This is a genomic window from Brachyspira hampsonii 30446, from assembly GCF_000316195.1.
GTDB lineage: Bacteria > Spirochaetota > Brachyspiria > Brachyspirales > Brachyspiraceae > Brachyspira > Brachyspira hampsonii_C.
The window spans coordinates 318,625-343,986 of sequence record NZ_JH994110.1 but is presented as its reverse complement, the minus strand read 5'-3'; the positions used below and the strand labels follow the sequence as shown (position 1 = coordinate 343,986).

Below are 25,362 nucleotides of genomic sequence, written 5' to 3'. Positions count from 1 at the left end.
GGATTTTTTCTCTTTTGTTGAAGTATCGTCTGTAATTAAAATAGGTAAACTCCTTAAAAATCAAATAATCCTCTTTCTTCATTATTATAATTATCGTCATACTTTGAAGAAAGATTTAAATAAGCATAAGCCTTATTTGTAGCTACTCTGCCTTTTGGTGTTCTTTTTATAAATCCGCATTGTATAAGATAAGGCTCTATTACATCTTCTATGGTTTCTATCTGTTCGGATAAAGACACCGATAAAGTATCAACTCCTACAGGACCTCCATTATAATGTTTTATGATAGTATTTAAATAAAGTTTGTCAAGTGCTTCAAATCCATTTTTATCTATACCCAACTTTTCAAGAGAATCACAGGCAAACTTATCGTCTATTTTTAAAACATCATGTACTGTAGCAAAGTCAAAAACTCTTCTTAAAAGACGATTAACTATTCTTGGAGTTCCTCTTGATCTTGAAGCTATAGATAGTGCCGCTTCATCTGTAATATTGATATTAAGAAATTCAGAACTTCTCTTTACTATATTGGCCAAATCTTCATTAGTATAAAATTCAAGCCTTTCTACTATTCCAAATCTATCATACAAAGGTGTACTTAGCAAACCGCTTCTTGTTGTAGCTCCTATAAGAGTGAAATGAGGTAATTTAACTCTGAAGCTTTTAGCAGATGTTCCCTCTCCAACCTTTATATCTACAAAAAAATCTTCCATAGCGGAATAAAGAACTTCTTCAACTACAGTTCTAAGTCTATGTATCTCATCTATAAATAGTATATCTTTTTCTCCCAAAGTAGTAAGTATAGAAGCCAAGTCTCCTGGACGCTCTATTATAGGTGCTGATGTAGCTTTTATATTACTTCCCATTTCATTTGCTATTATTTGGGCTAATGTAGTTTTGCCAAGTCCGGGAGGACCGTAAAATAATATATGATCTAAAGAAACCTCTCTTTTTTTAGCACTATTTATAAAGACTTTCAATTTTGATTTGATATTTTTCTGCCCCAAAAAGTCCTCAAAGCCCTGAGGTCTTATATTGTTATTAGGCTTATCATAAGAGTTTTCTTCAGCATTTGTTATGCTTTCTTTATCCATAATTCTCTCCATTATATATTAAAATGCATTAAATAACAAATTTTATTAACACGCGGTGAGATGATATTATATTTAAAAATAGTTATTATTATAGTATTATTCTTATATATACAACATACTAAACGCGTGATGAATTAACTTTAAATCTAATAAAAACTTGGGCGGGTATTATATTTTCTAATTGAACTTTAAACAATAACTAAATTTGAAATTGAAAATTTAGTTATAAAATATAAAGGGCGGGAAGTGAAAAAAGTTTTTAAGAATTTAATTACACTTGCCCACCCTCTAGGCTTTTTAAAATTCACTGCTGCTTTGATATTATTTTTCTTTTTTAATCCTATCTGTTATTTCTGCTGCCCACCCAAGTGATTTTTTAAATTTGTTGTGCCAATAACCGCACGCATAAATAAATTAAAACTATATAATAAACTCTAAAAGCAAATTTTATTATAATTATATATAAAAATTCTTCTAACCGTGCGTTAATCATTAATTTTAACATTAATAAGCTTATTGAGTATAAATGCATATTATTGTATAATTTAATCTAATTTTACAATATAGTTAATGGAGATATTTTCATGATTAATTTTAATAGCCTGCAGTTCAAAGTAAGTGTGTTCATACTAGTCCCTTTTTTCGTTATGCTTATTATATCAAGTATATTTAATATATTATCTGTTAATAATGTTACAAAAAAACTTTCATATAAAGTATTAGAAGAGAGTGCTAAAGGAGAAGCTTCTAAAGTAGAGGCTATTGTTCAAGAAGCATTTGATAGTTTGAGTACATTTGAATATACAATAAATAATTTATATAAATCAGGTGAGAGAAACAGAGAAGTATATAAAAATACAACTAAAGACTTTTTCAGCACTTTGCCAGAAAATACAGGAGCATTGTTTCTTATATTTAAAAATAATGTGATGGGAAATGATGCTGATTATATAGATGATCCTAATTATTCAGAAGCAGGCGGAATGTTTTCTGATTATGTTTATAGAAATAATAATTCTGCTTCTGACAGAGGTATGACTAGCGAAGAGTTAAAAAGCGATTATTATTCAGTACCTATAACAACAGGAAATATCAATATTACATCTATATATGATTTTGAAGTAGGCGGTAAAATGGTAAAAATGAATACTTGGTCTATACCTTTAAAAAATAACGGAGAAATTATAGGTGTTGCAGGAGTAGATATATTTATCGATTCATTAGCTCCTATAATGGATAATATTAAACCTTTTGAAAATACACTTACTTCTTTATTCGATCATAATGGTACTTTGCTTTATAATAAAGAAAATGAAACACATGTAGGCAAAAATGTTTATGATGCTTATCCTTATTATCAGGACTATAATTTATTAGATAAGATAAAATCAGGACAAACTGTTATTTTTGAAGAGTTCAGTTCTACATTAGACACTAAATCAACATATATATTCGTACCTATAAGACTAGAAACAGGTCAGAATTGGGGTATGAAAATACTAGTACCTAATTATATTATACTTGAAGACAGTAATAATATAAGAAATATAATGATTATAATCTCAGCTTTAATATTAGTAATAGTATTAATTATTACACCTTTAATAATTAATAAAAAAGTTGTATTCATTATTAAATTGCTTGCTCTTGATTTAACTAAATTATCCAAAGGCGATATATCTTGGGGTACTCCTCCTGGATTTACAGAGCGTAAAGATGAATGGGGCGAAATAGCAAGAGCAATTAAAAATATATTAGATAATTTGAATAATGTTGTAAATACTGTTAAAGACTCATCAGAACAAGTTCAAAGTGCTGCTAATGAAGTTCTTTCCGGAAATAATGATTTATCAAACAGAACAGAAACTCAGGCTTCCAGCTTAGAAGAAACAGCATCAACTATGAATGAAATGTCTTCTAATGTTAAATATACAGTTTCTGATGTATCTGAAAGTACGAATATGGTTATTGAAGCAAAAGATTATGTAAATAAAGCAGGAAAGATAATCGAAGAAAGTGTTAATAAAATGGATGCAGTTTATGAAGCTAGTTCTAAAATAATGGATATCACTAAATTAATAGAATCTATTGCCTTCCAAACTAATATACTTGCCCTTAATGCCTCTGTTGAAGCTGCACGTGCCGGGGATCAGGGAAGAGGATTTGCTGTTGTAGCGAGCGAAGTTAGAAACTTAGCACAAAATACGCAGGAATCTGTTAAAAATATTACTTCTTTGATAGTTGATAGTAATGATAAAATTAATTTAGCTGCTATAAGTGTTAATGAATCTAAAGATATATTTAATGATATAGCAAGCAAAATGGATAAAGTTTCTAGTTTAATGCAGAAAGTTAATGCTGCATCTCATGAACAGGAAAATGGAATAGAACAGATTAATATTGCTATAAAAGAAATGGATTCTTCCGTTCAGCAAAATGCTGCTTTAGTAGAGGAAGCTAGTTCTTCATCTCAGCTGCTTTTAAATGAAGCTCAAAATTTAAATAAATTAATTGACTTCTTTAAATTAAGATAACTTTTTAATTATTATATGCTAGTATAAATTAAATACAATATATTATTTGAAGTGTTTTATTATTAAACAAGTATAATAAAATACTTCTATTTTTTATAAAAATATATCTTATTTTTAATAATTTATATAGTAATATTATTAGACTTATTTAAAAACTAAATCAATATATAAGCACACTATTTTAATTCTTAGTATTTTTTATTTTATAATGTGGAGTATACTTAGAAGCATAAGTCTTTAAACTATGTCTACTTCCTAAAAGAAACTCATTTTGATGTACGCTGCAAGCACCTACAAAGCTCAGGCAACATTATAACAATCATATAAAACATTATTTTTATAATTTATAATCATGAAAATTTTATATGTTCGCATTCATATTTTACTAATTTCTTATATAAAAATAATAACACAAATTCAAAAGATACTTTATTTTATATTTAATACATAAAAAATAATCAAAATATTTATTATTGGTATATTTATTGCATAGAATACTTAATATGATTTTATTTGACTTATAAGTATATTTTATATTATACTATATAGTATTGGAGTTTTTTATGACTAGAGATAAAGATAAATTAAAAGATATAGATAAAAATAGCGATAATAATAAAAATAAAAAAGAAGATAATAAGGTTTCAATAGTGGAAGATAAATTACCTTCAAGATTAATAATTATACCTGTGATGGGAAAGCCTTTATTCCCAGGTCTTTATGCTCCGTTTCCAATACCAGCCCATCATGCTGATGCGGTAAACAAGGCTATAGCCGAAAATGACGGATTTTTAGGACTTAATTTATATATTTCAGACACTCCCTCTGAAAAGAAAACACCTTCCGTTGATGAAATCTATAAAGTTGGTGTTGTAGTAAAAGTATTTAAAAAACTAAATTTACCCGACGGCGGACTTAATCTTCTTATAAATTCTATACGAAGATATAAGATTATAAAATTTGTAACTACAGACCCTGTTATAAGAGCAGAACCTCTTTATATACCTGATATAGATCCTTTCAGAAATGAGAAAGAGGCTAAAGAAATTAAAGCATATACCAGAGCTTTGCTTTCAGACATAAAAGCTATAAGTGAGAATAATCCTCTTTTCACTGAAGAAATGCGTCTTACTATGGTCAATGTAGATGATCCGGGAAGATTAGCTGATTTTGCTACCTCAATGCTTAATGTAGAGAGAGCAAGCCAGCAGGAAATACTTGAAACTTTTGATATTCAGGAAAGGCTTGAAAAAGTGCATATTCTTCTTCAGAAAGAAAGAGAGATATCTGAAATACAGCAGAAAATACAAGGCAGTATTAATTCAAAAGTACAAAAACAACAAAGAGAATATTTCCTAAAAGAGCAATTAAAAGAAATAAAAAAAGAATTAGGATATGATACTGATCCTAAACAAAGAGATATAGAAAAATACAAAAAAACTCTTGAAGAACTCAATGTGATAGATGAAGTTAAAGAGAGAATGGAGCAGGAAATAGAAAAGATTTCTACAATAGATACTCATTCTCCTGAATACACTGTATCTAAAAATTATTTGGATACTTTATTTGCTTTGCCTTGGAATAAGGAAAATAAAGAAAGAGAAGATATATCAAAAAGTAAAAAGATATTGGATAGAGATCATTACGGACTTGAAGATGTTAAAGAGAGAATATATGAATTTCTAGCCGTTAGAAAATTAAATCCGGAGAAAAAATCTTCTATACTATGTTTTGTAGGTCCTCCGGGGGTAGGTAAAACTTCTATAGGAAAGAGCATTGCTGAGGCATTAAACAGACCTTTCTTTAGATTTTCTTTAGGCGGTATGAGAGATGAAGCTGAAATAAAAGGACATAGAAGAACTTATATAGGTGCTATGCCTGGTAAAATAATAGAGGCTTTAAAAATAGTAAAAGTTAAAAATCCTGTTCTTATGCTTGATGAAATTGATAAATTAGGAACTAGTTTTCAAGGAGATCCTTCAAGTGCTTTACTAGAAGTTTTAGATCCGGAGCAGAATGCTTCTTTTAGAGATCATTATTTGGATTTGCCTTTTGATTTGTCAAATGTTCTATTCATAACCACAGCAAACACTCTTGATACTATTCCTAGACCTTTGCTTGACAGAATGGAGGTTATAAGACTATCAGGATATATATTGGAAGAGAAATTAAAAATAGCTTCCAAATATATTATACCTAGACAGGTAAAAGCTCATGGGCTTGATATAAAATATATTAAATTCACAAATAAAGCTATTAGTAAAATAATAGACGGATATGCAAGAGAAGCCGGAGTGAGAAATTTTGAAAGAAGAATAGAGAGAATATGCAGAAAAATTGCTGCTGATATTGTAGAGCATAATAAAACAAGCTACAATTATACAATAGATGAAAATGATTTAGAGAAATATCTTAAAAAGCCTATATTCACAGAAGATTTTACAGAGAAAGATTTAAAACCAGGAAACTCTATAGGCTTAGCTTGGACATCTTTAGGCGGTGCAACTCTTACAATAGAATCAATAAAGGTATCAGAGAAAAAAGATTCCGGAAACATACAGGTAACAGGACAGCTTGGAGATGTTATGAGTGAGAGTGTAGAGATAGCATACAGTTATGTAAAAAGCGCTGCTAAAGATTATGGTGTTCCTGAAAACTATTTTAATGATGCCATGATTCACTTGCATATTCCTGAAGGGGCTACTCCTAAAGACGGACCTTCTGCGGGTATTACTATGGCTACTGCTTTGCTTTCACTTTCTATGAACAAAGTTATAAGAAATGATACTGCCATGACAGGAGAGCTTTCTTTAAATGGTAAAGTTCTTCCTATAGGAGGCTTAAAAGAAAAAACTATAGCAGCAAAAAGACTTGGATTTATTAAGCATATTATAATACCTTACGAAAATATTAGGGATTTAGATGAGATTCCTGAAAATGTTAAAAAGGGTTTAACTTTCCACCCTGTTAAAGATGTCAGAGAGGTATTTGATTTTATGTTTAAGTTAAATAAACTAAATAAAGAAAATAAAAAAGAAGTAAAAAAATATAATAAAAGCAAATAAAAAAATATTATAATATAAAATTATAAAAGGTGCAGGATTAATTATTCTGCATCTTTTTTATTATTATTGATTTTATTTATTATTAATAATACAATGAATACAATAGACTTGTTTCAAAACTAATTTTTTATAATTTTGTGGGGACTAGCCCCACACCCCCACTTCTTTTGTGACGCTGTCCGCCTCGCTGTGCGTGCCTTCGGCAGGTGTGGCACATACGAAGTACGCCTCGCTGTGCGTGCCTTTGGAGGCGAGAAGCAAAAGACTGCATATTTATATACTATAAACTATATTTTATATAACATGTAAAACATTATTTTTATAATTGATAAATTATAAAAATTTAATATACAATCTTGTCAAGTAGTTTTGAAACAAGTCTAATATATTAAGCAGTCTATTATAATAAAACTATGAATAAAAAATCAATAATCAATCAGATAGAAACAGATAAGAAATTAATATCTATACTTAAAAAATTGCCATATATTAAAAATTGAAGATATACGAAATTTTGTATTTGAGGAATTTAGCGAATCAGTTAGACTTGTATATAATCGCAGAAACGGAGAGTTTAAAATGTTTAGAATGACTCCGATAAAAGTTAAAAGTTTTGAGTCTAATGTATTAAAAGAATTCGCTGATATTTTAGATAAAAATATAGAAAAAATGAATGACTTTGCTAAAATTTGTAATAAAAATGGTATCAGTTCAAAAGTTAATATATTTAATAATAATGCTGCCGACTTGTTTGATATTGCTTATTCATCATACGCACGTTGAGTAAATTTAAAAATGCACAAATATTTTATATTACAAATTAAATGATTAGTATAAAATTATTAACCGTGCGTTATATGAATTCCAAAAATTAAAATATGCTTGGGCGGGCATGCTTTTATGTTTTAAGCTTTAAATATAAACAAATCTATTATATGTAAAAGAAGTCATAAAATATAAAGGGCGGGGTATGTAATTAAAGTTAAAAAATTATTTTCAATCCCCACCCACTAGGCTTTTTAATTTACTCTGCATATAAACTTTTTATTTTTCTTATTATCAAATTAGAATTTTTTAGCTGCCCACCCAGGTGTTATTTAAATTTGAAGCTATATTAACCGCACGATGAGAAAATTTTTAAATATATGATTATCACAAATTTTAATTAAAATAATAAACAAAAAATCTATTCACCGTGCGTTAAATAAATTTTTATGATATAACAGTGCTTATCCATTTAGAAAGCTCATCAGGTGTTATAGCAGCAACTTTAGCACCTATTTTGGAAAACTGTTTAGCAGCCTCCTTATCATAACTTGCATCCGCATTATAATCCAAAGCAGGAAGCACAAAAAGTTTAGACCTTGACTCTATTATATCCCTAGCACTTTTATACATATACTTATAATCATTGCTGTCATACAAATCACTTATAAGAAGAACTATAGTTTTATCAGGTACAGTTATAATCTTTTTGGCATATTCCAAAGCCATGACAATATCAGTACCACCTCCTAACTGCACTTTAAATAATACATCTATTGGATCTTTTACACTGCTGCTTAGATCAACTATTGAAGTGTCGAATATTATTAGTTTTATTGATAAATATGGAAGATTAGAAAATATAGATGCCATTATTGAAGAATATATAACAGAGTCAAGCATAGAACCGCTTTCGTCTATTAATATTATTATATTCCAAGGATTATATTTTTTTATGTTTTGATTGAAATACAATTTATCTACAAAAATAGTTTTATCTTCTATGTTATAGTTTTTTAAATTATTTCTTATTGTTTTTTTTATATCAAGATTTTTGAATATTTTATTTTGTGTCGTAGAGTTAGGAAGTTTTTTTCCATAGAAAACTTTTTTTATATCGCTTTCCATTTTCTTTTTTATATCATCAACAACCTTTCTTACTATATCATAAGCAAGTTTTTTAACACTGCCGTTCATCATATCTTTAAATATGAGAATATTTTTTAAAAGCTCCATATTAGGCTCCATCTCTTTTAAAATATCCTCATCAGTAATCATCTCTGTAAGGTTATATTTCTCTAAAGCATGAGCTTGCATAATTTCAACAGTTTTTTTAGGAAATAGTTTTTTTACCTTTGCAACCCAAGAAGGAACAGTTAAAGCACTTTTTCCTTTACCGCCTCTATTTTCTTTGCTTTCAAAATCGGCATACCCTGCTTCTCTGCTGTATTCTCTGTCATACAAAAAACCTAATGCACTGTCAATTTCAGAATATCCGCTGTCAAGCTCTATATTATCTTCAGCAAAACTTCCAAGTATTAAACGCCATCTTGAAGCATTTTTATAATCTATATTACCATTATCCATATAGTAATAATATAAATAAATAAACAAAAAATCAAATTTTTTATTATTTTTAATTTTTTTCTAATTCCCCGCCCTCTATTTTTTCTGCTATATTTTGTAATTTTAGTATTTAATTTTTTTATAATCTTAATAAGAAATTAAAGCACCCGCCCAAGTTTTTCTAAGATTTAAAATCTTTACTTATTTAATATTATTTTGTTTTTATAGTATGATTAAAAAAATTATAATTTCAAATTACAGATCATTTTATGATGAAACTGTTTTAGATTTAAGTGTAGATGTTAATGCAGCGAAAACAAATGAATGCCGATTTATAAAGAAAATAAATAATGATGAATATATATCAAAATTATGTCTCTTATACGGCTATAATGGCTCAGGTAAAAGTAATTTAATTAATGCTTTAAAATATATTCTTTATTCTAATAATGGATATATAACTTCAAGCGATGACAGTATCAAAAAACTTTTAGATCCGAATATGATTTATGGCAAAAACGATAAAAGCCGATTCTGTTTGGAGTTTTATTCAAATGATGAATGCATATTATATTTATATGAATTAATATTGGATAATCAAAATAAAAAAATATATTCAGAAAAATTACTTAAAAATAATAATATTATAGTATTTGAAAGAGAATTAAATTCTATAAAAGAAGGTATATTTCATTATAATAAATATATTCCAGATACAAATACATTTTTAAGTTTTATGAATGAAGAAAAAATAGATGAGTATAGAGAAGAAGTAAATTATTATCTATCATTATTTAAAAATTTATGTTTTTTATTTCCATTTACTAATGAGGCAGATTTTTCATCTTATGCTATAGTAGAGGCTTTTGAGTATTTTAATAAATATAATATTTGGGATATATATAAAAAACTTCTTTCCTTAATTGATATTGATGATTTGAGTATAGAAAATGCTGTATACAAAAATGAATTTTCTTTTATCATAGATAATAAAAGGCTTGTAACTAAGCATGATAGTTATACAAATGATTTTGATGAAGTAGAATCTGAAGGAAGTAAAGTTTATGCTATTAATTTGATTTATATATTAGTTTCTTTAATCAACGGCACATTATCAATAGTTGATGAATTTAATGGTATTCAATCAGAATTATTGGAGTTTATTATAAATTTATTCGGCAATAATTTTTTTAATGGTATTAAAGATATAGCAGCAGATACCTCGCAGCTTATACTCTCCACACATGATTCATCACTTATGAGTATAGATGGCACTATGCTTTATAATTATTTTTTAGTAAATAAAGAAAATAATATCAGCAGTATTTATAGGATAGATTATTTAAGCAAAAAAAATAATAATTTAAATATTAATAACTTGGAAAAAGAATACAGAAAAAATAGATTTGGGCTTTCAAAGAAAGAGATAAATATATTTAATTAATATTTATATATATATAAAGATCCCCTATTATCATAAAGGGCTTCAGCTGAATTTATTTTAAAAGCAGTATTGCAGTCTTCTATAGACTTATCAAAATATTTTTTATCACCTGAATTTTTATATTTAGTAAAATATAAAGCACTTCTATTATTAAGAGCATATATATTGTTATAATCTATTTGTATAAGTTCATTAAAATCATTAATAGATCTTTTAAATATATTTTCATCACCGCCTATTTTATACTTTACTGAATACAGTGTTGCTCTATTATTAAGAAGTTCTACATCCAAATGATTAGCTGATAAAGCATCATTAAGAATAATTAAAGCAGTTTCATAATCTTCTTCTGATTTTTTACATTCATATCTTATAGAATGTAATATAGCTTTATTATTTGAAATAATTTCGCTTTTAGAATGTAAAGATAAAGCATATTGGAAGTATTCACTAGCTTTTTTAAAATACTCATCTTTATTTTCTTTTCCAAACATCTTAGTATACAAAACACCTGCCCCATTCAAAGCTAAATAATTCCTATCATCTAATTGAAACATTTCCTCTATTATTTCTAAAGCTTTATCATCTCTTGAATTTTTAATTTCTTTTACTAAATTTTTATACATTTCTTCTATTTCAATTCTTAAAGCATCGCTGGAAGATGAATCAATCATATTTGATATAGGATTAGAAGATTGATTTTGATTATCCTTAACATTTTCATTTGTATTATTAACATACGAAACATTATTATTCATACTGTTATTTGTAAAATTAATTACCAAAGTGAATATAAACATAATCACTGATATAAATAATAAAGCATAAGTAGTTGTTTTTACATTATTTTTAATTGTATAATCTATTGAAAATTTAAGCGAATTGAAATGCGGAGTTATTCCCAATCTTACTTGTTCTTTAACTAAATTAGTAAATTCATTTGCTATGGCATAATTATTTAATTCTTCTTTAAAGTATAAAGTCATCATATCCATATATTTACTTTCCATTCTTAGAGAAAGAGAATTAGTAAAATTATCAAGTTCTCTTCTTATTCTGCTTTCGGCTCCTATACTGTATATGTTATATGTAATAGAAAATACTAAAAGCAATATTGGAAATAGTATTAATATAACTAAGTTGAGTTTTCTTATAGTTTTTTCTTTCATTTCTTGTAAAAAACCTTTTTACTATTACATATATTTTAACATATTTATTCAAATAATCAATTTGTATTCGCGTCTGAGAGGAATCGAACCCCCAACCGGCGGAACCGAAATCCGCTGCTCTATCCAATTGAGCCACAGACGCTAATATTAATACTTATGAATATATAAAACTGCTTATAAATAGTTTCGTCAATTTTCTTAAAACAGTTTAAATATAAAATTATAGTTAATGTATCAATTTATATATATTAATAAAAAATTAATATTATTTTAAAAAATTTATTATAGTATTACAGTTTAGGAGCAAACCTTAAACCCAACTCCAAACCTATATCAATACTATCAGTTCTTATGTCAAAATATTTTGATTTCAAACCATAATCATAATTTATATATGCACCAATATTAACCGCTATTTTTTCTGTGAAATATACAGAATAATCCATTGTAATCTTAACATAAGGTATAACGGCATATTGAAATGTGCTATTCATATTATTTATATTATAATTATTAAAAGCTGTATATCTGGAATAAGTTCTATTATCAAAATCTATTGTAAACATCTCATCTGAAGTAGTTATATACATAGGTAATTTCACACCAAAACCTAAACCAACAGAAAAATTACCTTTATTAAATTTAGGCAATAAACCCAAAACTAAACTATGAGACTTGATATAAGAATTAAGTTTATCTTTTATTGATACTCCATCATAAGTTCCGCTAATGCTTATATTATATGAATAAACATTATACTGATATCCTATTTCAGCAAGTGCACTTATTCCTATATCATCATATTTTCCTCCGATATCAAATAAATAACCAATTTGAGCACTTACTCCCGCATCAGCTGTTATATTTCCATTTCTTTTAAGACTTGATCCTAAAAAATCTACTCTATGATTTCCTATAGGTATATTTATAGATAAAGCTACAGGAATATTAAGTATAGCCTCAAAACCGCTTTCTGCAAAAACACTAACATTTGTTAATGTAAGTATAAAAATTATTAATAATATTTTTTTATTTTTTTCATAATTAAATCCTAAAATCCATAACGAATTTTTGAAAGTTCAACTTTTTCAATTCCAGGACCAAATCTAAGTCCTATCTGAGCTGCTATATTAAAACTATCCAATCTCTCTTCGGCATATACTCTGGACGGAAATCCAAAATCATATCCTAAATAAACTCCTACACCTATAGCTAATTTTTCCATAATAGCAAAATAATAATCAAAGCTAAGCTTTAAATACGGTATAACACTTCTGCTGTAGCGATTCTCTATAGCTTTTCTATCTAAATTCAAATTTTGATTTTCTGAATATTCGTTATTATTATTAAACATTACTATATTATATGTAAAAGTAAGATACAGCGGTATTTTTACTCCGAAACCTAAACCTATTGCAAAATTCTCTATATTAATTTTTGGAATAATTCCAATTTGAAAACTATGAGCATTAATTGTTTCACTCAGAGTAATTCTAGTACGAGTTGTATCAAGAGTGTTTTCAAAAAAAGCAGAATAAGCATAAGTATCATAGCTGTAGCCTAATTCCAATAAAGGAGTAATACCAAATTTCTCTAAATCAAATATATATCCTAATTTAGCATTAACTCCAGTATTAATTCCTATTTTATTTAGAGTTTCACCACTATTTACATTAACAGGTATCCCTACAGATAAGCCTACAGGAACATTAAGTATAGCCACGAAACCATTTTCGGCAAATACTCTCATATTAATAGATAATATAAGAGTAATTATAAACAAAATATAATTAAGTTTTTTCATAAAAATCCTTTGAGTCATTTACAATATAATATATAAAATATAAAAAAAAATATCAAGTTAAAATAAATACCAATATATGAAATTTTATTATAATATAAAAGCAAATCTAAGAGCAAGCTGAATTTCTGCATCAAAACTATAAATTCTATTATCCGTATATTTTTGATAAATATCTATATCAAAAAATAATCAGCATATTTGTTACATATGCGGATTTATAATCATATAAATATATAATATTTTAATATCAAGCATAATTTTAATAAAAAACCTGCATATTGATTATATGCAGGTTATTATTATATATATTTTTTTATTTATTAATTTCCAACTCTAGGACCAAATTTAAATCCTAACTCAATTCCTAGATCAAAACTGCTTATAGAAGCATCTTTAAATAATGTGTACTCTTCCTTAATAACAGGCCCTATATCAAACCCAAGATATGCTCCCAATATAAATGCAAAATGGTCATTAAAGAAGAAAGAATGATCAAATGTCATTTTTACATAACCTATAATAGGTAATTCAAAGTAAGCAGATTTATAATCTGATTTTGATATATCATTTCCGTTGATATTATCTTCAACTTTATTTTCAATAGTTCCAGCCATAGGAATTTTTACACCGCCTCCTATACCCAAAGAAAAGTTTCCAAAATTAAATTTAGGAAGAATACCTATTTGAAAATTATGCATATACATACTTTGAATTCTTTCATAATTAACTGAAATTAAATTTCCTGATAAATTTAAATAATCTAAAAATCTATAGCTGTCATAACTATATCCTAAATCCCCCAAAAGACTTAATCCAAAATTTCCGAAATCAAACATATATCCTATTCGAAGCTGAACACCAGCATCAAATCCTACTTGTGTAGTAATCGAACTTTTTGATCCTAAGAAATTATAAGATGGTTCAAAGTTTAAAGGTATGCCGAAAGATGCTCCTAAAGGTACATTTATAGATGCTTCAAAACCGCTTGCTGCAAACGCTTTGATATTAGCTGATAATATCAAAGCAATAACTAATGATAAATGTTTTAATTTTTTCATTTTTTATAATCTCCGATTAAAATTTTTAATATTTAATTTATTATAATCTACATTAATTTTTATTAAAAATCAACAATATAAATAAAGAATTTTATACTTATTAAGTAATATTTTAACATTGAAATTGCATAAATATTAAAATGTTTAATCAGCAATTTTTGGGGCAAATCTTAAGCCCAACTGAATACCAACATCAAAACTATCTATTCTATTATCTGCACTAACTTTTGGAGAAAGACCTATATCATACCCTATATAAGACCCCAAAACAAAAGAAAATTTATCGTTGAAGAAAAAATACTGATCAAATGTAATTTTAACATAGCCTATAATATTTGATTTAAAATATGAAGAGTTGTAATTTACTTTATTCGATGCATTATATGCATACGATCCCTCATATTCTGTTTCAATTGTACCTGAAAAAGGTATTTTTATACCTCCGCCTATTCCTATTGCAAAGCTGCCGAAATTAAATTTAGGAAGAATACCTATCTGAAAATTATGCAGATAAAAATTAAAATCTACATTATTATTTAAAGCATTAATTGAATATCTATAACTGTCAAAACCATATCCTAAATCTCCCAAAATGCTTAAGCCAAATCTGCCGAAATCAAACATATATCCTATTTGAGCCTTAACTCCTGCATCAAATCCAATTTTTGTATTAATTGAAGAAGTTGTTTTCCCATAAATAATACCAAATGATGCTCCTAAAGGAACATTTAGAGATGCTTCAAAACCGCTTGCTGCAAATACTTTGATATTAACTGATAATACCAAAACAATAACTAATGATATCTGTTTTACTTTTTTCATTTTTTATAATCTCCGATAAAAATTTTTAATATTAATTGATGATAATTTATATTACAATACATTAAAAATCAACAATATAAATAAAGAATTTTCTGCTTATTAATATTAGCAGCTTTATTAAAATACAATTAGACTTGTTTCAAAACCACCATATATACATTTATACAAAACCTGAATTATACTTAAAAAAGAATGAATACTAGAATGCAAATTTATATGCGGTATAACTGATTAAAACCTATATAAAAGCATGCATTTTCTCTTACATATTAAGAAATAAATTGTCTTTGCTGTAGCAAAAGATATTCATATAGGCAAATATATTAATTATAAAAGAAGAAATGGGCGAAAGACGGGACTTGAACCCGCGACATCCAGATCCACAATCTGGCGCTCTAACCAACTGAGCTACATTCGCCATTTAAACATTAAAAAGAGTTATTATTTTTTATCATTATAAACGCTGAAGTTTTAACAATTTCGTTTATATGCGCGCCAGACAGGAATCGAACCTGTAACCTACTGCTTAGAAGGCAGTTGCTCTATCCAATTGAGCTACTAGCGCATTCGGGATGGTGAGACTCGAACTCACAACCCCCTGCTCCCAAAGCAGGTACGCTAACCAATTGCGCTACATCCCGTTACATTATGTTTAAGTATTATATAATAATTATTTTTTTTGTCAACTATATATTTTTATTTTACAATATCATTTTTATATACTCTATAGATTTAATCTTATTTTTGTATATAATATTTAATATATGATAATCGGAGTTTTTATATGAGAGATAAAGATTATTTAGAGTTATTATCTAGAAAATATCCTACAATAGATGATGCTTCTGTAGAAATTATAAATTTAAAAGCTATATCTCAATTACCTAAGGGTACTGAATATTTTTTAAGTGATATACATGGAGAATCTGACGGATTTGAATATCTAATAGGTACTTCCTCTGGTGTAATAAAAGAAAAAATTGAACTGCTTTTTAAAAATACTTTGCCTGAACATGACAGGGTAGAATTACAGATATTAATAGTAGATACTAAAAATTTAATAAATAAAAAATCTAATGAGCCGGATTTTGCTGATTGGTCTAGAATAACTATATACAGACTTATAAGAGTATGCAAACTAGTAACTAGCAAATATACAAGATCCAAAATAAGAAAGAAAATGCCGGCTAACTTTGCATATATATTAGATGAACTTCTGCAAACTGATTCGGAAGAAAATAAAGAAAATTATTATTTTTCTATTATAGATTCTATTATAGAAATATCTGCCGCTGATAAATTTATACTAGCATTATGTCAGCTTATTCGTCAATGCAGTGTAGACAGACTTCATATAGTAGGCGATATTTATGATAGAGGACCTCACCCAGATAAGGTAATGGAAAGCATAATGACTTTTAATGAAGTTGATATCACTTGGGGAAATCATGATATACATTGGATGGGGGCGGCAAAGGGAAGTTTAATATGCGTTGCTAATGCTGTTCGTTTGGCTATAAGATATAATAATTTTGATTTACTTGAATATAGTTATGGTATTAATTTAAGATCTTTATCTTCTTTTGCAAATGATATTTATAAAGATGATCCATGCGAGGTTTTTAAACCTAATACTTTAGACAAAAACATTTATGATGAAGTAGATAAAGAACTTGCAGCTAAAATGCATAAAGCTATATCAATAATACAATTCAAATTAGAATGCCAGCTTATAAAAAGACATCCGAATTACGGTATGAATGACAGAATACTGCTTGATAAAATAGATTATGATAATGGTACTATAACAATAAATAATAAAACTTATGAGCTTAAAGATAAAAATTTCCCTACAATAGATAAAAATAATCCTTTTGAGCTTACAGAATCTGAGAATACTCTTATACAGACTTTGGCATTCTCATTTATGAATAGCCCTGCTTTGCAAAGACATGCCAATTACATATATTCAAAAGGAGGAATATATAAAATATTCAATGGAAATCTTCTTTATCATGGCTGCATACCTACAAAAGAAGACGGTTCTTTTGATGATGTTTATATAGATAATCAATATCTATCTGGAAGAAAATATTTAAATCAGGTAGAAGATAAAGTTAGAAAGGCTTTTTATTCAGAAACAGGAAGCGAAGAACAGTTAAATGCTCTTGATTATTGCTGGTATTTATGGTGCGGTCCTAAATCTCCGCTTTTCGGAAAAAATAAAATGACTACTTTTGAAAGATATTTTATAGATGATAAAGAAATTCATCAGGAACATTATAATGCCTATTATTTTTATGTAGACAGCAAAGAATACTGTCAAACTATTTTAAAAGAATTTGAATTAGATCCTAAAAGATCCCATATAATAAACGGACATGTACCTGTAAAAACTCATAAAGGTGAAAGTCCTATAAAAGGAGACGGAATACTTCTTGTTATAGACGGAGGTTTATCTAAAGCATACCATAAAAATACAGGAATAGGCGGATATACTTTAATTTCTAACTCCAACATGATGGTAATAGCAGAGCATAGACCTTTTGCCGAAGTAGTTGAATCTGGATTTAAATTAAGTCCTAAATCTATAATAGTAGAAAGATTTGTAAAAAGAATTACCGTTGGAGAAACCGATATTGGTAAAGATTTAGAAAAAAGAATTGATGACTTACTAGAGCTATTGAATGCATATAGAAATGGTATAGTAAAAGAAAAAGTAAATTAAGATTATTATTCTGGTGAATTATTAATAATTTTATTTTGTTATGTATAATAATAAAAATTGTTAGTTATAATTTAATAATAGAATAATTTGTTATTAGCTAGCAATTTTTATTATTAATATACATTCTCTTCTTTTTCAAATTCTTTGATTATAAAATCATTAAAATCATCTTTAGTGCAGGCAAAAGATTCTTTAAACAAAAATCTTTCAAGCCCTCCCATATTCTGAAAACTTTTATTTTTATAATCTGATTTAGATAATTTTTTCATATCATTAAATATATTATTTTGATTCTCATGTTCTTCTTTTTTATTTTCATTATATACAAGTATATACACGACATTGTTTTTGCAATAATCTAAATTATTTATTATTCCTAAGTCCATTAATGTAATAAAAGTGTCGTATCCTTTTTTATATATTTCATGTTTTTTTATATTAAAATTATCATTATCATTATTTGCTAAATAATTTTTATCTTCTTTTTGTTTAAAACTACCGCTTTTAAACTCTATTAAATAAATTTCATTCTTAATTTTAATAAATTTATAAATAGAATCTACAGAACTAGGATTGCTTATAAATTTATATTGCTTATTATATTGCCTCACTAATTCATCAATATTTATAATTTTAGATTGACACTCTGTCATATATAATTTTGAAGTTTTACTATATGATGATTCTTTTAAAGAAATTTCTAATTTGGAATAATTTAAATTATGTAATTTTTCTGTTAATTTTAATTTTATTTCTTCAAGTGCCTTAAAAGTCATAATTAAAGTTCTTCATCTCTCATATTCTTTAAAATTTCTAAAGGTTCATACATCTTTTTATAAATTATATCCAAATTATCATTAACATTTTTAAATATTACATTACATTGATTTTCAGCTAATTCGGTAATATAAAAATTTACTCTTTCATCTATATTATGCCTTTTAGAAAATCTATTAATAGCTTCTAAAAAATAATGACTATGTGTAGTTATAGTAATAGTCAAATTAAAATATTTTTGTAATAAAACAATTAACTCGGCATAAATAAGCTGCCATTTAGGGTGAAGATGTATTTCAGGCTCATCTAATATAAGAACATCTTTTTCATTTAAAGAACCATTCTCTAAAAGCCTTTTAATTATAACAAAAGATTTTAAACCAGCTGAAAGATTTGGCAATTTTATTTCAACATCATTTTTATTATAGTGTAAATAAAAATTATCATTTTTATTTATTATTTTTGCATTCATGACACTATTAAGTACATCATAAACTTTCTCCAAAATTTCTTTATTTTTTACTGAATCAAATACATTTTTATTATCATCAGATATAAAATCATGTATAGTTTTTTCTAAAATAAAATTATCAGTATCGATATCACTATTAACATCATTGACTATAAAAGGATTATCAATATAAAAAGCATTATGTATAATATTAAAATCAGATTCAAATTTTACACATTCATCATTTTTGAATTCTATATTCATTTTTTGTTTTTTTATTTCTAATTCTAATACAGAATTTACATTTTTATTAAATAAATTGTTAATTTGGTATTCAAAAATATCTCCGAAATAATCACTCATTATTTCAAATGTTAATTTATCTTCTGAAACAGATATAAGTCTTAATATATCATTGGCAACATTATAAATTGTTTCGTCACTCATATTACTTATAATATTATAAGGTATATTTTTTTTAAATATTAAAACTAATTTATCTGCATTAATTTCATTATATGGGTAATCTATGCTATCATATATATTATCCATTATTTCAAAATAATAATGTTCTATTTTATCTTTAAAAATAAACCTAATTAAAGTTTGGTATAATTTTCTTCTAAAATCATTTTTTACACGCCTACTTCTAAAATTATCATAATTAAATATAGAAAATAAAATTTTTCCTACAGTGCTTTTGCCTGTATCATTGTCTCCGCATATCACTGTTATACCATCTATTTTTATCTCGGCTTCTTCTATCTTGGCAAAATTAGATATTTTTAATTTCATAAAAAACTGTCCTAAATACTAAAATTATCGTCATAAAAGATATAAATATTATCAATACAAAATTATACCCAAAACCGCAGATATCAATATTATAGCAAGAATAGGAACTTTTTTTATCTTTAGAAAAATTGATAATGCAAATATAAATATCCCTATAGGACTTATATATTTAAAAATGTTCTGAATAAAATCTATATTTCTTAAAATAGAAGTTTCTGTAAGTTTTACAAAAAAAGCATCTTTAGTGAAAGTTATAACAGCAGAAGCTATTAAAGCAACAGCACATACTCTCAAAGCATTCATTATACTATTAAACTGTTCATTATCCTTAACAGCATAGAAAAATTTTGACACTATCATAGTGATAATAAAAGCTGGTATAAATATACCGAAAGTCGCAACTGCAGACCCCAAAACTCCGGCTACTTTATACCCTACAAATGTGGCAGCGTTAATGGCTATAGGTCCGGGTGTTATTTGGGATATTGCAAGAAGATTAGAAAATTCAGACGATGTAATCCAATGATATTCTTTTAATATACCAAGCAGTAATGCTATTATAGCATATCCTCCGCCATAAGTAAAAAATCCTAATTTTGCAAATACATAAAAAAGTCTAGCATATATCATAATATAAAGTCCAAATCAAGATTGTTTTTTTATAATGTATTTATTAATAATATAATAAATCCATCCAATAAGTGCCGAAAGAAGCAAAGTATATATAACATTGAAATTCAAAAATACAACTAATACAAAACTTAATATAAATAGAAAAGCAGTAAATTTATCCTTTATAACCTGTTTACCCATACCAAAAGCTGATAAAAGTATAAGTCCTGCAATAGCCCCTCTTATACCTAAAAAAGCCTTATGTACATATTCAGTATTTTGAAATCTCTCAAATATAGGTGCTATCATAAGTATTATAATAAAAGAAGGAGCCATAACTCCGATTCCTGCCATAATACCGCCGAATATTCCAGCTACTTTGAATCCTGTAAGAAGAGAAGAGTTTACAGCAATAACACCTGGTATGCTTTGAGCGAGAGCAAATATATCTATAATCTCATCTTTAGTTATGAATTTTCTTTTATTAACGAATTCATCTTCCATTATAGGAAGCATGGCAAGACCGCCTCCTATTGTAACAAGACCTATATAGAAAAAAGAAAAAAACATAGTGTACCATGAAACTTTTTTCTGATTATTCTCTTTTAAATTATTATCCATTATTTATCCATATACAAAATTAAAAATTTATAAGCTATAAGGTTATACTATATTTATTTATTGTCAATAAAAAAATAATAGTTTACATAATTGATTTTTTACAAAAACATTATATATTGTTTATTATAGTTTTACATATTATAATTTGATTATTTATAATATGTATATATAAAAATAAAATTGGAGGCATACAGATGGGATATGATGTAGAATATTTAAAAAATCAAACTTCAATTAATTATGATAAAACACTATGCTACTGCAAAAATGTTTCATATAGAGATGCATATAAGGTTATAGCTGATAATAGATTAACAAAATTAGAAGAAGTTGTTGAAAAAACTCAAGCCTCTACAGGCTGCGGCGGATGTAAGGATAGAATAACTAGCTTAATAGAATATGCAAAAAATAATAACTATGAACCTCTTAATGTTTGATTGGATATATTATGAATGAAAAAGTGCTTAATGCTTTAAAAGAGCTTAATATAGAATATAAAGAATTTGAAGAGGCTGGACTTACAAAAACCGTTGATGATGCCGCTAAAACGCTCAATATAGAAAGAGGACAGGTTGCAAAGTCAATACTTGTAAAACCTTCCAAAAGAGATAACTTTGCTATGATTATAGCTTCAGGTGATAAGAAAATTTCTTCAAAGAAGATGCGGGCATATTTCGATTGTAAGACTAGCTTTGCAAATGCAGAAGATACTTTCAAATTGACAGGCTTCACATTCGGAGGAGTATGTCCTTTCGGTATAGATAAAAATATTGATGTTTTAGTTGATAAAAGCATGAAGAGATTTGATGCTCTTTATATAGCCTGCGGAAGCGACAGTTCTTTAGCAGAAATGACTTATGAAGAAATACTAGAAAAAATATCTAATGTAGAAGTTGATCTCACAGAAGACTAATTTTTGGATATATAATAATGAGCAAAACAAAAATATCAAGTAAAAAAGTATCATCAAAAAATAATATAGAAAATATTAAAATATCTAATTTTACCGTTTTTAAAAATGCTGAAATAAATTTTTCAAAAGGATTAAATGTTTTTATAGGAAAAAATGGAACAGGAAAAACTCATTTATTAAAGCTTATAAATTGTTTAGATAAAAAATTATATAAGTCAAATGAAAAATTAGAACTTAAAAAATTTAATAATTTCAAAAATAAAAGTAAAGAAAAAATCGATGATATAAAAAAATCTGATAGAAAATTTTTTAATGATATAGATAAAAACTCTTATCCATTTGATATTGATATAAATAAAGTATTCAGCCGATTTGGTGATTTTGATAAAATAAAAAAAGCATTTTCAGATTTTATTTCCTATCTAGAAAAAAAAGATAAGAATAAAAAAGATAAAAAAACATCTATAGAAACATATAAAAATATACTTTCCAGACCTCAAGAATGTAACATTGCTTTTAATAAAAATATTTCTTTAGAATTGATACATAGAGGTTTTAATATTACAAATGATTTGATTCCAATATTTGATTTTATTTTATCATATCAAAAAAGTTATTCATTTAAAAATAAAAATTTTACTTTTATTCCTTGTAAAGATATACTTACTTCTTCAAATGGGTTTGCAGCACTTTATGATAAAAGAGATATCAATTTCGAGGCAGTATACTATAATATTATTAAAAAAACAGAACTTCCAAAGTTAAGAGAATTAGATGATGATTTACTTGAAATAGCTAAAAAAATAGAAAATGCTATAGGCGGAAAAACTATTTATAAAAATAATAATTTTTTTATAGACTATGAAAATATAGGCGAAGTATCTTTTGATATGGCAGCTGAGGGTCATAAAAAATTAGCTCTTATATATATTTTAATTATGAATGGTGAAATTGATAAAAATACAATACTTCTTTTAGATGAGCCTGAATCAAATTTAAATCCAAGTCTTACTGATTTGCTTGTTAATATACTTTTGAGTTTATCAAAATTGGGACTTCAAATATTCATAGCTACACATAATAGTTTTATACTTGATGATATAGAATTGCAAAGAACTGATAAAGATTCTGTTATGTATCATTCTTTTTATTTTGATGAAAATGATTTTAATAGCGGAGTAAAAATAGAAAGTAAAGAGATTTTGCTGGATTTAGAAAACAATCCAATAAATGAAAAAATAATAAAACAGCATAATGAATATATTGAAGATATGATTAAATAATCGGATACATATATATGAGTATTATTGAAAAAGATAATTTTAAAATACATTATAGTGATGATTTTGAAATTATAGATATTGAAGAAAGAGATATTAACGGTAAAGAAAAAAGAAATCAATATTCTCACTGTATGAGTAATGTTGATTTAATGATAAAAGCTAATGATAAAATAATATTTATAGAATTAAAAAATTTCCAAATAGAAGATAAAAATGGAATAAGAGGATTAAAAATAGAAGAGCCTTTAAATAAAGATTCTATTATTTATGAATTAATACAAAAAGGAAGAGGCTCATTTATTAAAGAATATAGTTCAGAATATATTAATAATAATATAGATGTTTATTATTTTATAATATTTCATTTTCCATTTAAAATAAGAAATATGCGATTCAAATCAAATATAAATCAGGCTTTAGAAAAACATTTACCAATAATAAAAACAGACTCTATATATAAAAAATCATTTATAAAAAGTATCTTGTTTATAACAATAGATGAATGGAAAGAAATATCTAAAAACATAAATGCAGAAAAAATAATATTTGAACCAATAAGCAAAAGCCAATGCATACCTAAGCCATAGATATGCATTAGCTTTTTCCCATATACTCATTTTTAGGAGTTATAGAATAGCTAAAGTACTGAAAAATGCTTTATTAATAAAATGAAGAATTAACTATTAAATATCTGTCTTTTCCTTTAGTATTTACATCAGGATTATAAACAATATAAATATCATCGCCAAGCTCTACATATCTTAAAAGAGTATCATCAGACATAAAATCGCCCTTAACATAAATAGCAGACCCCGGAGCCATAGGACAATTATATTGAGTAGTAATGATTTTAGGCTTTGTTTCTATATAGCCTTTATAACCATAAAGTCCGCTTTTATCATTTTTATAATTAGCTTCAAGCCAAGTGGCATAAAGCTCGCTCCAATCCTGAAACTCTCTAATATTTTTATTAGCAGCATATAGTATAGCCTTATAAGTACCTCTATATTCTTCTGGGGCATTTGCTATATCTTTATAAATTTCAAAACCATTTTTAGAATGAAGTCCCAGCCAATACATAAAAAGTGAAACAGTTGCATATTTATGAACAGTATATCCCTGATTCCAATTAATAAAATAATCGCCTTTAGTTATTAAATACATCGAATCTGTATTATAGTAATGAAGTCTGTTTTCAGGAACTTTGCCTCTATATGAGATAACTGCTGCTTCTGATAATGCTTCATCAACCCATACATCAAATGCATTGCTGCTTTTATTTTTTAATTGGCTGTAATGTATAACATGATGAAGTTCATGAGCTATAGTATTTACAACCGATTCAGGATTCTCCCAGCCGTTTATATAGTCTAAAAATATTATATTCTGACTATCATTTTTTATCTCATTAAGTCCGTCTAATATGGAATACCCCTGCATGTAAGGTTTATAGCCTGTATGTCCGCCGTTAATATCCATTATTAAAAGAGTTAATTTGCCTTTTAATTTTCCGTATAAATATTCTTCCATTTCATATATTTTAGATGTTTCTAATATAATACTTTCTAATTCTCTTTCATTAATTTCTAAACCGTTTTCTAAATATACATCTATTTTTGATGTTGAGTATATATTTTTTGCTTTGAATGTTTCTTTTGAATAATTATTATTTATGTATCTTACGGCATTGAAGTTTTTTTCTGTATTATTGCCTTTGTATATATTATAACTTACAGGAGTTTTTAATACTTCATTTAAAGAGCTGTATTCTCTGGCATTTAAAATAAAGATATTTAATACAAAGATAATCAGTATAAAATATTTTCTCATTATTACAACTCCTTATAAAATTATAATAGAC

General features: G+C 26.3%; 21 protein-coding genes and 4 tRNA genes. 9 read left to right on the top strand and 16 right to left on the bottom strand.

What is annotated here, in order from left to right:
- Window positions 1-53 precede the first annotated feature (53 nt).
- Window positions 54-1,094 carry a Holliday junction branch migration DNA helicase RuvB gene (gene ruvB, locus A966_RS01655; protein WP_008721836.1) on the bottom strand — a complete coding sequence of 347 codons (1,041 nt, stop codon included), beginning with the start codon at window positions 1,092-1,094 and terminating at the stop codon, window positions 54-56.
- Between the two features lie 584 nt (window positions 1,095-1,678).
- Between ruvB and A966_RS01650 the strand changes: the two genes are divergently transcribed.
- From A966_RS01650 to A966_RS13205, 3 genes are all read left to right on the top strand, one after another.
- A complete protein-coding gene (locus tag A966_RS01650; RefSeq protein WP_008721834.1) occupies window positions 1,679-3,628 on the top strand; it encodes a methyl-accepting chemotaxis protein in 1,950 nt (649 codons plus the stop codon).
- Between the two features lie 563 nt (window positions 3,629-4,191).
- Window positions 4,192-6,693, top strand: coding sequence for an endopeptidase La (lon, locus tag A966_RS01645; RefSeq protein ID WP_008721831.1), 2,502 nt, complete (start codon window positions 4,192-4,194; stop codon window positions 6,691-6,693).
- 579 nt (window positions 6,694-7,272) lie between these two features.
- Window positions 7,273-7,476 (top strand): hypothetical protein, encoded by a 204-nt coding sequence (locus A966_RS13205; RefSeq protein WP_008721829.1) that lies wholly within the window; start codon window positions 7,273-7,275, stop codon window positions 7,474-7,476.
- Window positions 7,477-7,905: 429 nt separating this feature from the next.
- Here A966_RS13205 and A966_RS01635 read toward each other — a convergent pair whose 3' ends face one another.
- A complete protein-coding gene (locus A966_RS01635; protein WP_008721826.1) occupies window positions 7,906-9,045 on the bottom strand; it encodes a VWA domain-containing protein in 1,140 nt (379 codons plus the stop codon).
- 208 nt (window positions 9,046-9,253) lie between these two features.
- Here A966_RS01635 and A966_RS01630 point away from each other — a divergent pair, with 208 nt between their 5' ends.
- Window positions 9,254-10,468, top strand: coding sequence for an AAA family ATPase (locus A966_RS01630; protein WP_008721824.1), 1,215 nt, complete (start codon window positions 9,254-9,256; stop codon window positions 10,466-10,468).
- Here the strand turns inward: A966_RS01630 and A966_RS01625 are convergent.
- The 9 genes from A966_RS01625 to A966_RS01585 all read right to left on the bottom strand — a co-directional run bounded on the left by A966_RS01625 (window position 10,465) and on the right by A966_RS01585 (window position 15,962).
- Window positions 10,465-11,637 (bottom strand): tetratricopeptide repeat protein, encoded by a 1,173-nt coding sequence (locus tag A966_RS01625; protein WP_008721821.1) that lies wholly within the window; start codon window positions 11,635-11,637, stop codon window positions 10,465-10,467. The two genes, A966_RS01630 and A966_RS01625, sit on opposite strands and share 4 nt — an antisense overlap.
- Before the next feature lie 68 nt (window positions 11,638-11,705).
- A tRNA-Arg gene (locus A966_RS01620) sits at window positions 11,706-11,779 on the bottom strand.
- Window positions 11,780-11,927: 148 nt separating this feature from the next.
- Window positions 11,928-12,287, bottom strand: coding sequence for a hypothetical protein (locus A966_RS13140; protein ID WP_008721819.1), 360 nt, complete (start codon window positions 12,285-12,287; stop codon window positions 11,928-11,930).
- A gap of 401 nt (window positions 12,288-12,688) precedes the next feature.
- On the bottom strand, window positions 12,689-13,441 hold the full coding sequence (locus A966_RS01610; protein ID WP_008721817.1) for a hypothetical protein: 753 nt from the start codon (window positions 13,439-13,441) through the stop codon (window positions 12,689-12,691).
- A 320-nt stretch (window positions 13,442-13,761) separates the two neighbouring features.
- Complete coding sequence (locus A966_RS01605) at window positions 13,762-14,499, bottom strand: hypothetical protein (protein ID WP_008721815.1); 738 nt, start codon at window positions 14,497-14,499, stop codon at window positions 13,762-13,764.
- Window positions 14,500-14,643: 144 nt separating this feature from the next.
- Window positions 14,644-15,321 carry a hypothetical protein gene (locus A966_RS01600; RefSeq protein ID WP_008721811.1) on the bottom strand — a complete coding sequence of 226 codons (678 nt, stop codon included), beginning with the start codon at window positions 15,319-15,321 and terminating at the stop codon, window positions 14,644-14,646.
- A gap of 343 nt (window positions 15,322-15,664) precedes the next feature.
- Window positions 15,665-15,740: transfer RNA gene (locus A966_RS01595), tRNA-His, on the bottom strand.
- Window positions 15,741-15,812: 72 nt separating this feature from the next.
- Window positions 15,813-15,886, bottom strand: a tRNA-Arg gene (locus tag A966_RS01590).
- A gap of 2 nt (window positions 15,887-15,888) precedes the next feature.
- Window positions 15,889-15,962 (bottom strand) — tRNA-Pro (locus A966_RS01585).
- A gap of 143 nt (window positions 15,963-16,105) precedes the next feature.
- Here A966_RS01585 and A966_RS01580 point away from each other — a divergent pair.
- Complete coding sequence (locus A966_RS01580) at window positions 16,106-18,049, top strand: fructose-1,6-bisphosphatase (RefSeq protein ID WP_008721810.1); 1,944 nt, start codon at window positions 16,106-16,108, stop codon at window positions 18,047-18,049.
- Window positions 18,050-18,162: 113 nt separating this feature from the next.
- Here the strand turns inward: A966_RS01580 and A966_RS01575 are convergent, their stop codons facing one another.
- From A966_RS01575 to A966_RS01560, 4 genes are read right to left on the bottom strand one after another with little or no spacing between them, the layout of a single operon-like run.
- On the bottom strand, window positions 18,163-18,825 hold the full coding sequence (locus A966_RS01575) for a hypothetical protein (RefSeq protein ID WP_008721808.1): 663 nt from the start codon (window positions 18,823-18,825) through the stop codon (window positions 18,163-18,165).
- 2 nt (window positions 18,826-18,827) lie between these two features.
- Window positions 18,828-20,072, bottom strand: a complete 1,245-nt coding sequence (locus tag A966_RS01570; protein ID WP_008721806.1) for an AAA family ATPase — start codon at window positions 20,070-20,072, stop codon at window positions 18,828-18,830.
- Between the two features lie 51 nt (window positions 20,073-20,123).
- Window positions 20,124-20,702 carry a chromate transporter gene (locus tag A966_RS01565; protein ID WP_008721804.1) on the bottom strand — a complete coding sequence of 193 codons (579 nt, stop codon included), beginning with the start codon at window positions 20,700-20,702 and terminating at the stop codon, window positions 20,124-20,126.
- Window positions 20,703-20,717: 15 nt separating this feature from the next.
- Window positions 20,718-21,305: a chromate transporter gene (locus A966_RS01560; RefSeq protein WP_008721801.1), complete on the bottom strand. Its 588-nt coding sequence runs from the start codon at window positions 21,303-21,305 to the stop codon at window positions 20,718-20,720.
- Window positions 21,306-21,499: 194 nt separating this feature from the next.
- Here A966_RS01560 and A966_RS01555 point away from each other — a divergent pair, with 194 nt between their 5' ends.
- The 4 genes from A966_RS01555 to A966_RS01540 are packed head-to-tail and all read left to right on the top strand — an operon-like array spanning window position 21,500 to window position 24,088.
- Window positions 21,500-21,742: a (2Fe-2S)-binding protein gene (locus tag A966_RS01555; protein WP_008721799.1), complete on the top strand. Its 243-nt coding sequence runs from the start codon at window positions 21,500-21,502 to the stop codon at window positions 21,740-21,742.
- Between the two features lie 11 nt (window positions 21,743-21,753).
- Entirely contained in the window at window positions 21,754-22,218 is a 465-nt protein-coding gene (locus A966_RS01550; protein ID WP_008721797.1) for a YbaK/EbsC family protein, read from the top strand.
- A 17-nt stretch (window positions 22,219-22,235) separates the two neighbouring features.
- Window positions 22,236-23,501 (top strand): ATP-binding protein, encoded by a 1,266-nt coding sequence (locus A966_RS01545; RefSeq protein WP_008721795.1) that lies wholly within the window; start codon window positions 22,236-22,238, stop codon window positions 23,499-23,501.
- A gap of 14 nt (window positions 23,502-23,515) precedes the next feature.
- The gene (locus A966_RS01540; protein WP_008721793.1) at window positions 23,516-24,088 is read left to right on the top strand and encodes a hypothetical protein; all 573 of its coding nucleotides are present in this window, start codon (window positions 23,516-23,518) and stop codon (window positions 24,086-24,088) included.
- 73 nt (window positions 24,089-24,161) lie between these two features.
- Here A966_RS01540 and A966_RS01535 read toward each other — a convergent pair whose 3' ends face one another.
- Window positions 24,162-25,331, bottom strand: a complete 1,170-nt coding sequence (locus A966_RS01535; RefSeq protein WP_008721791.1) for a hypothetical protein — start codon at window positions 25,329-25,331, stop codon at window positions 24,162-24,164.
- Window positions 25,332-25,362: the final 31 nt, after the last annotated feature.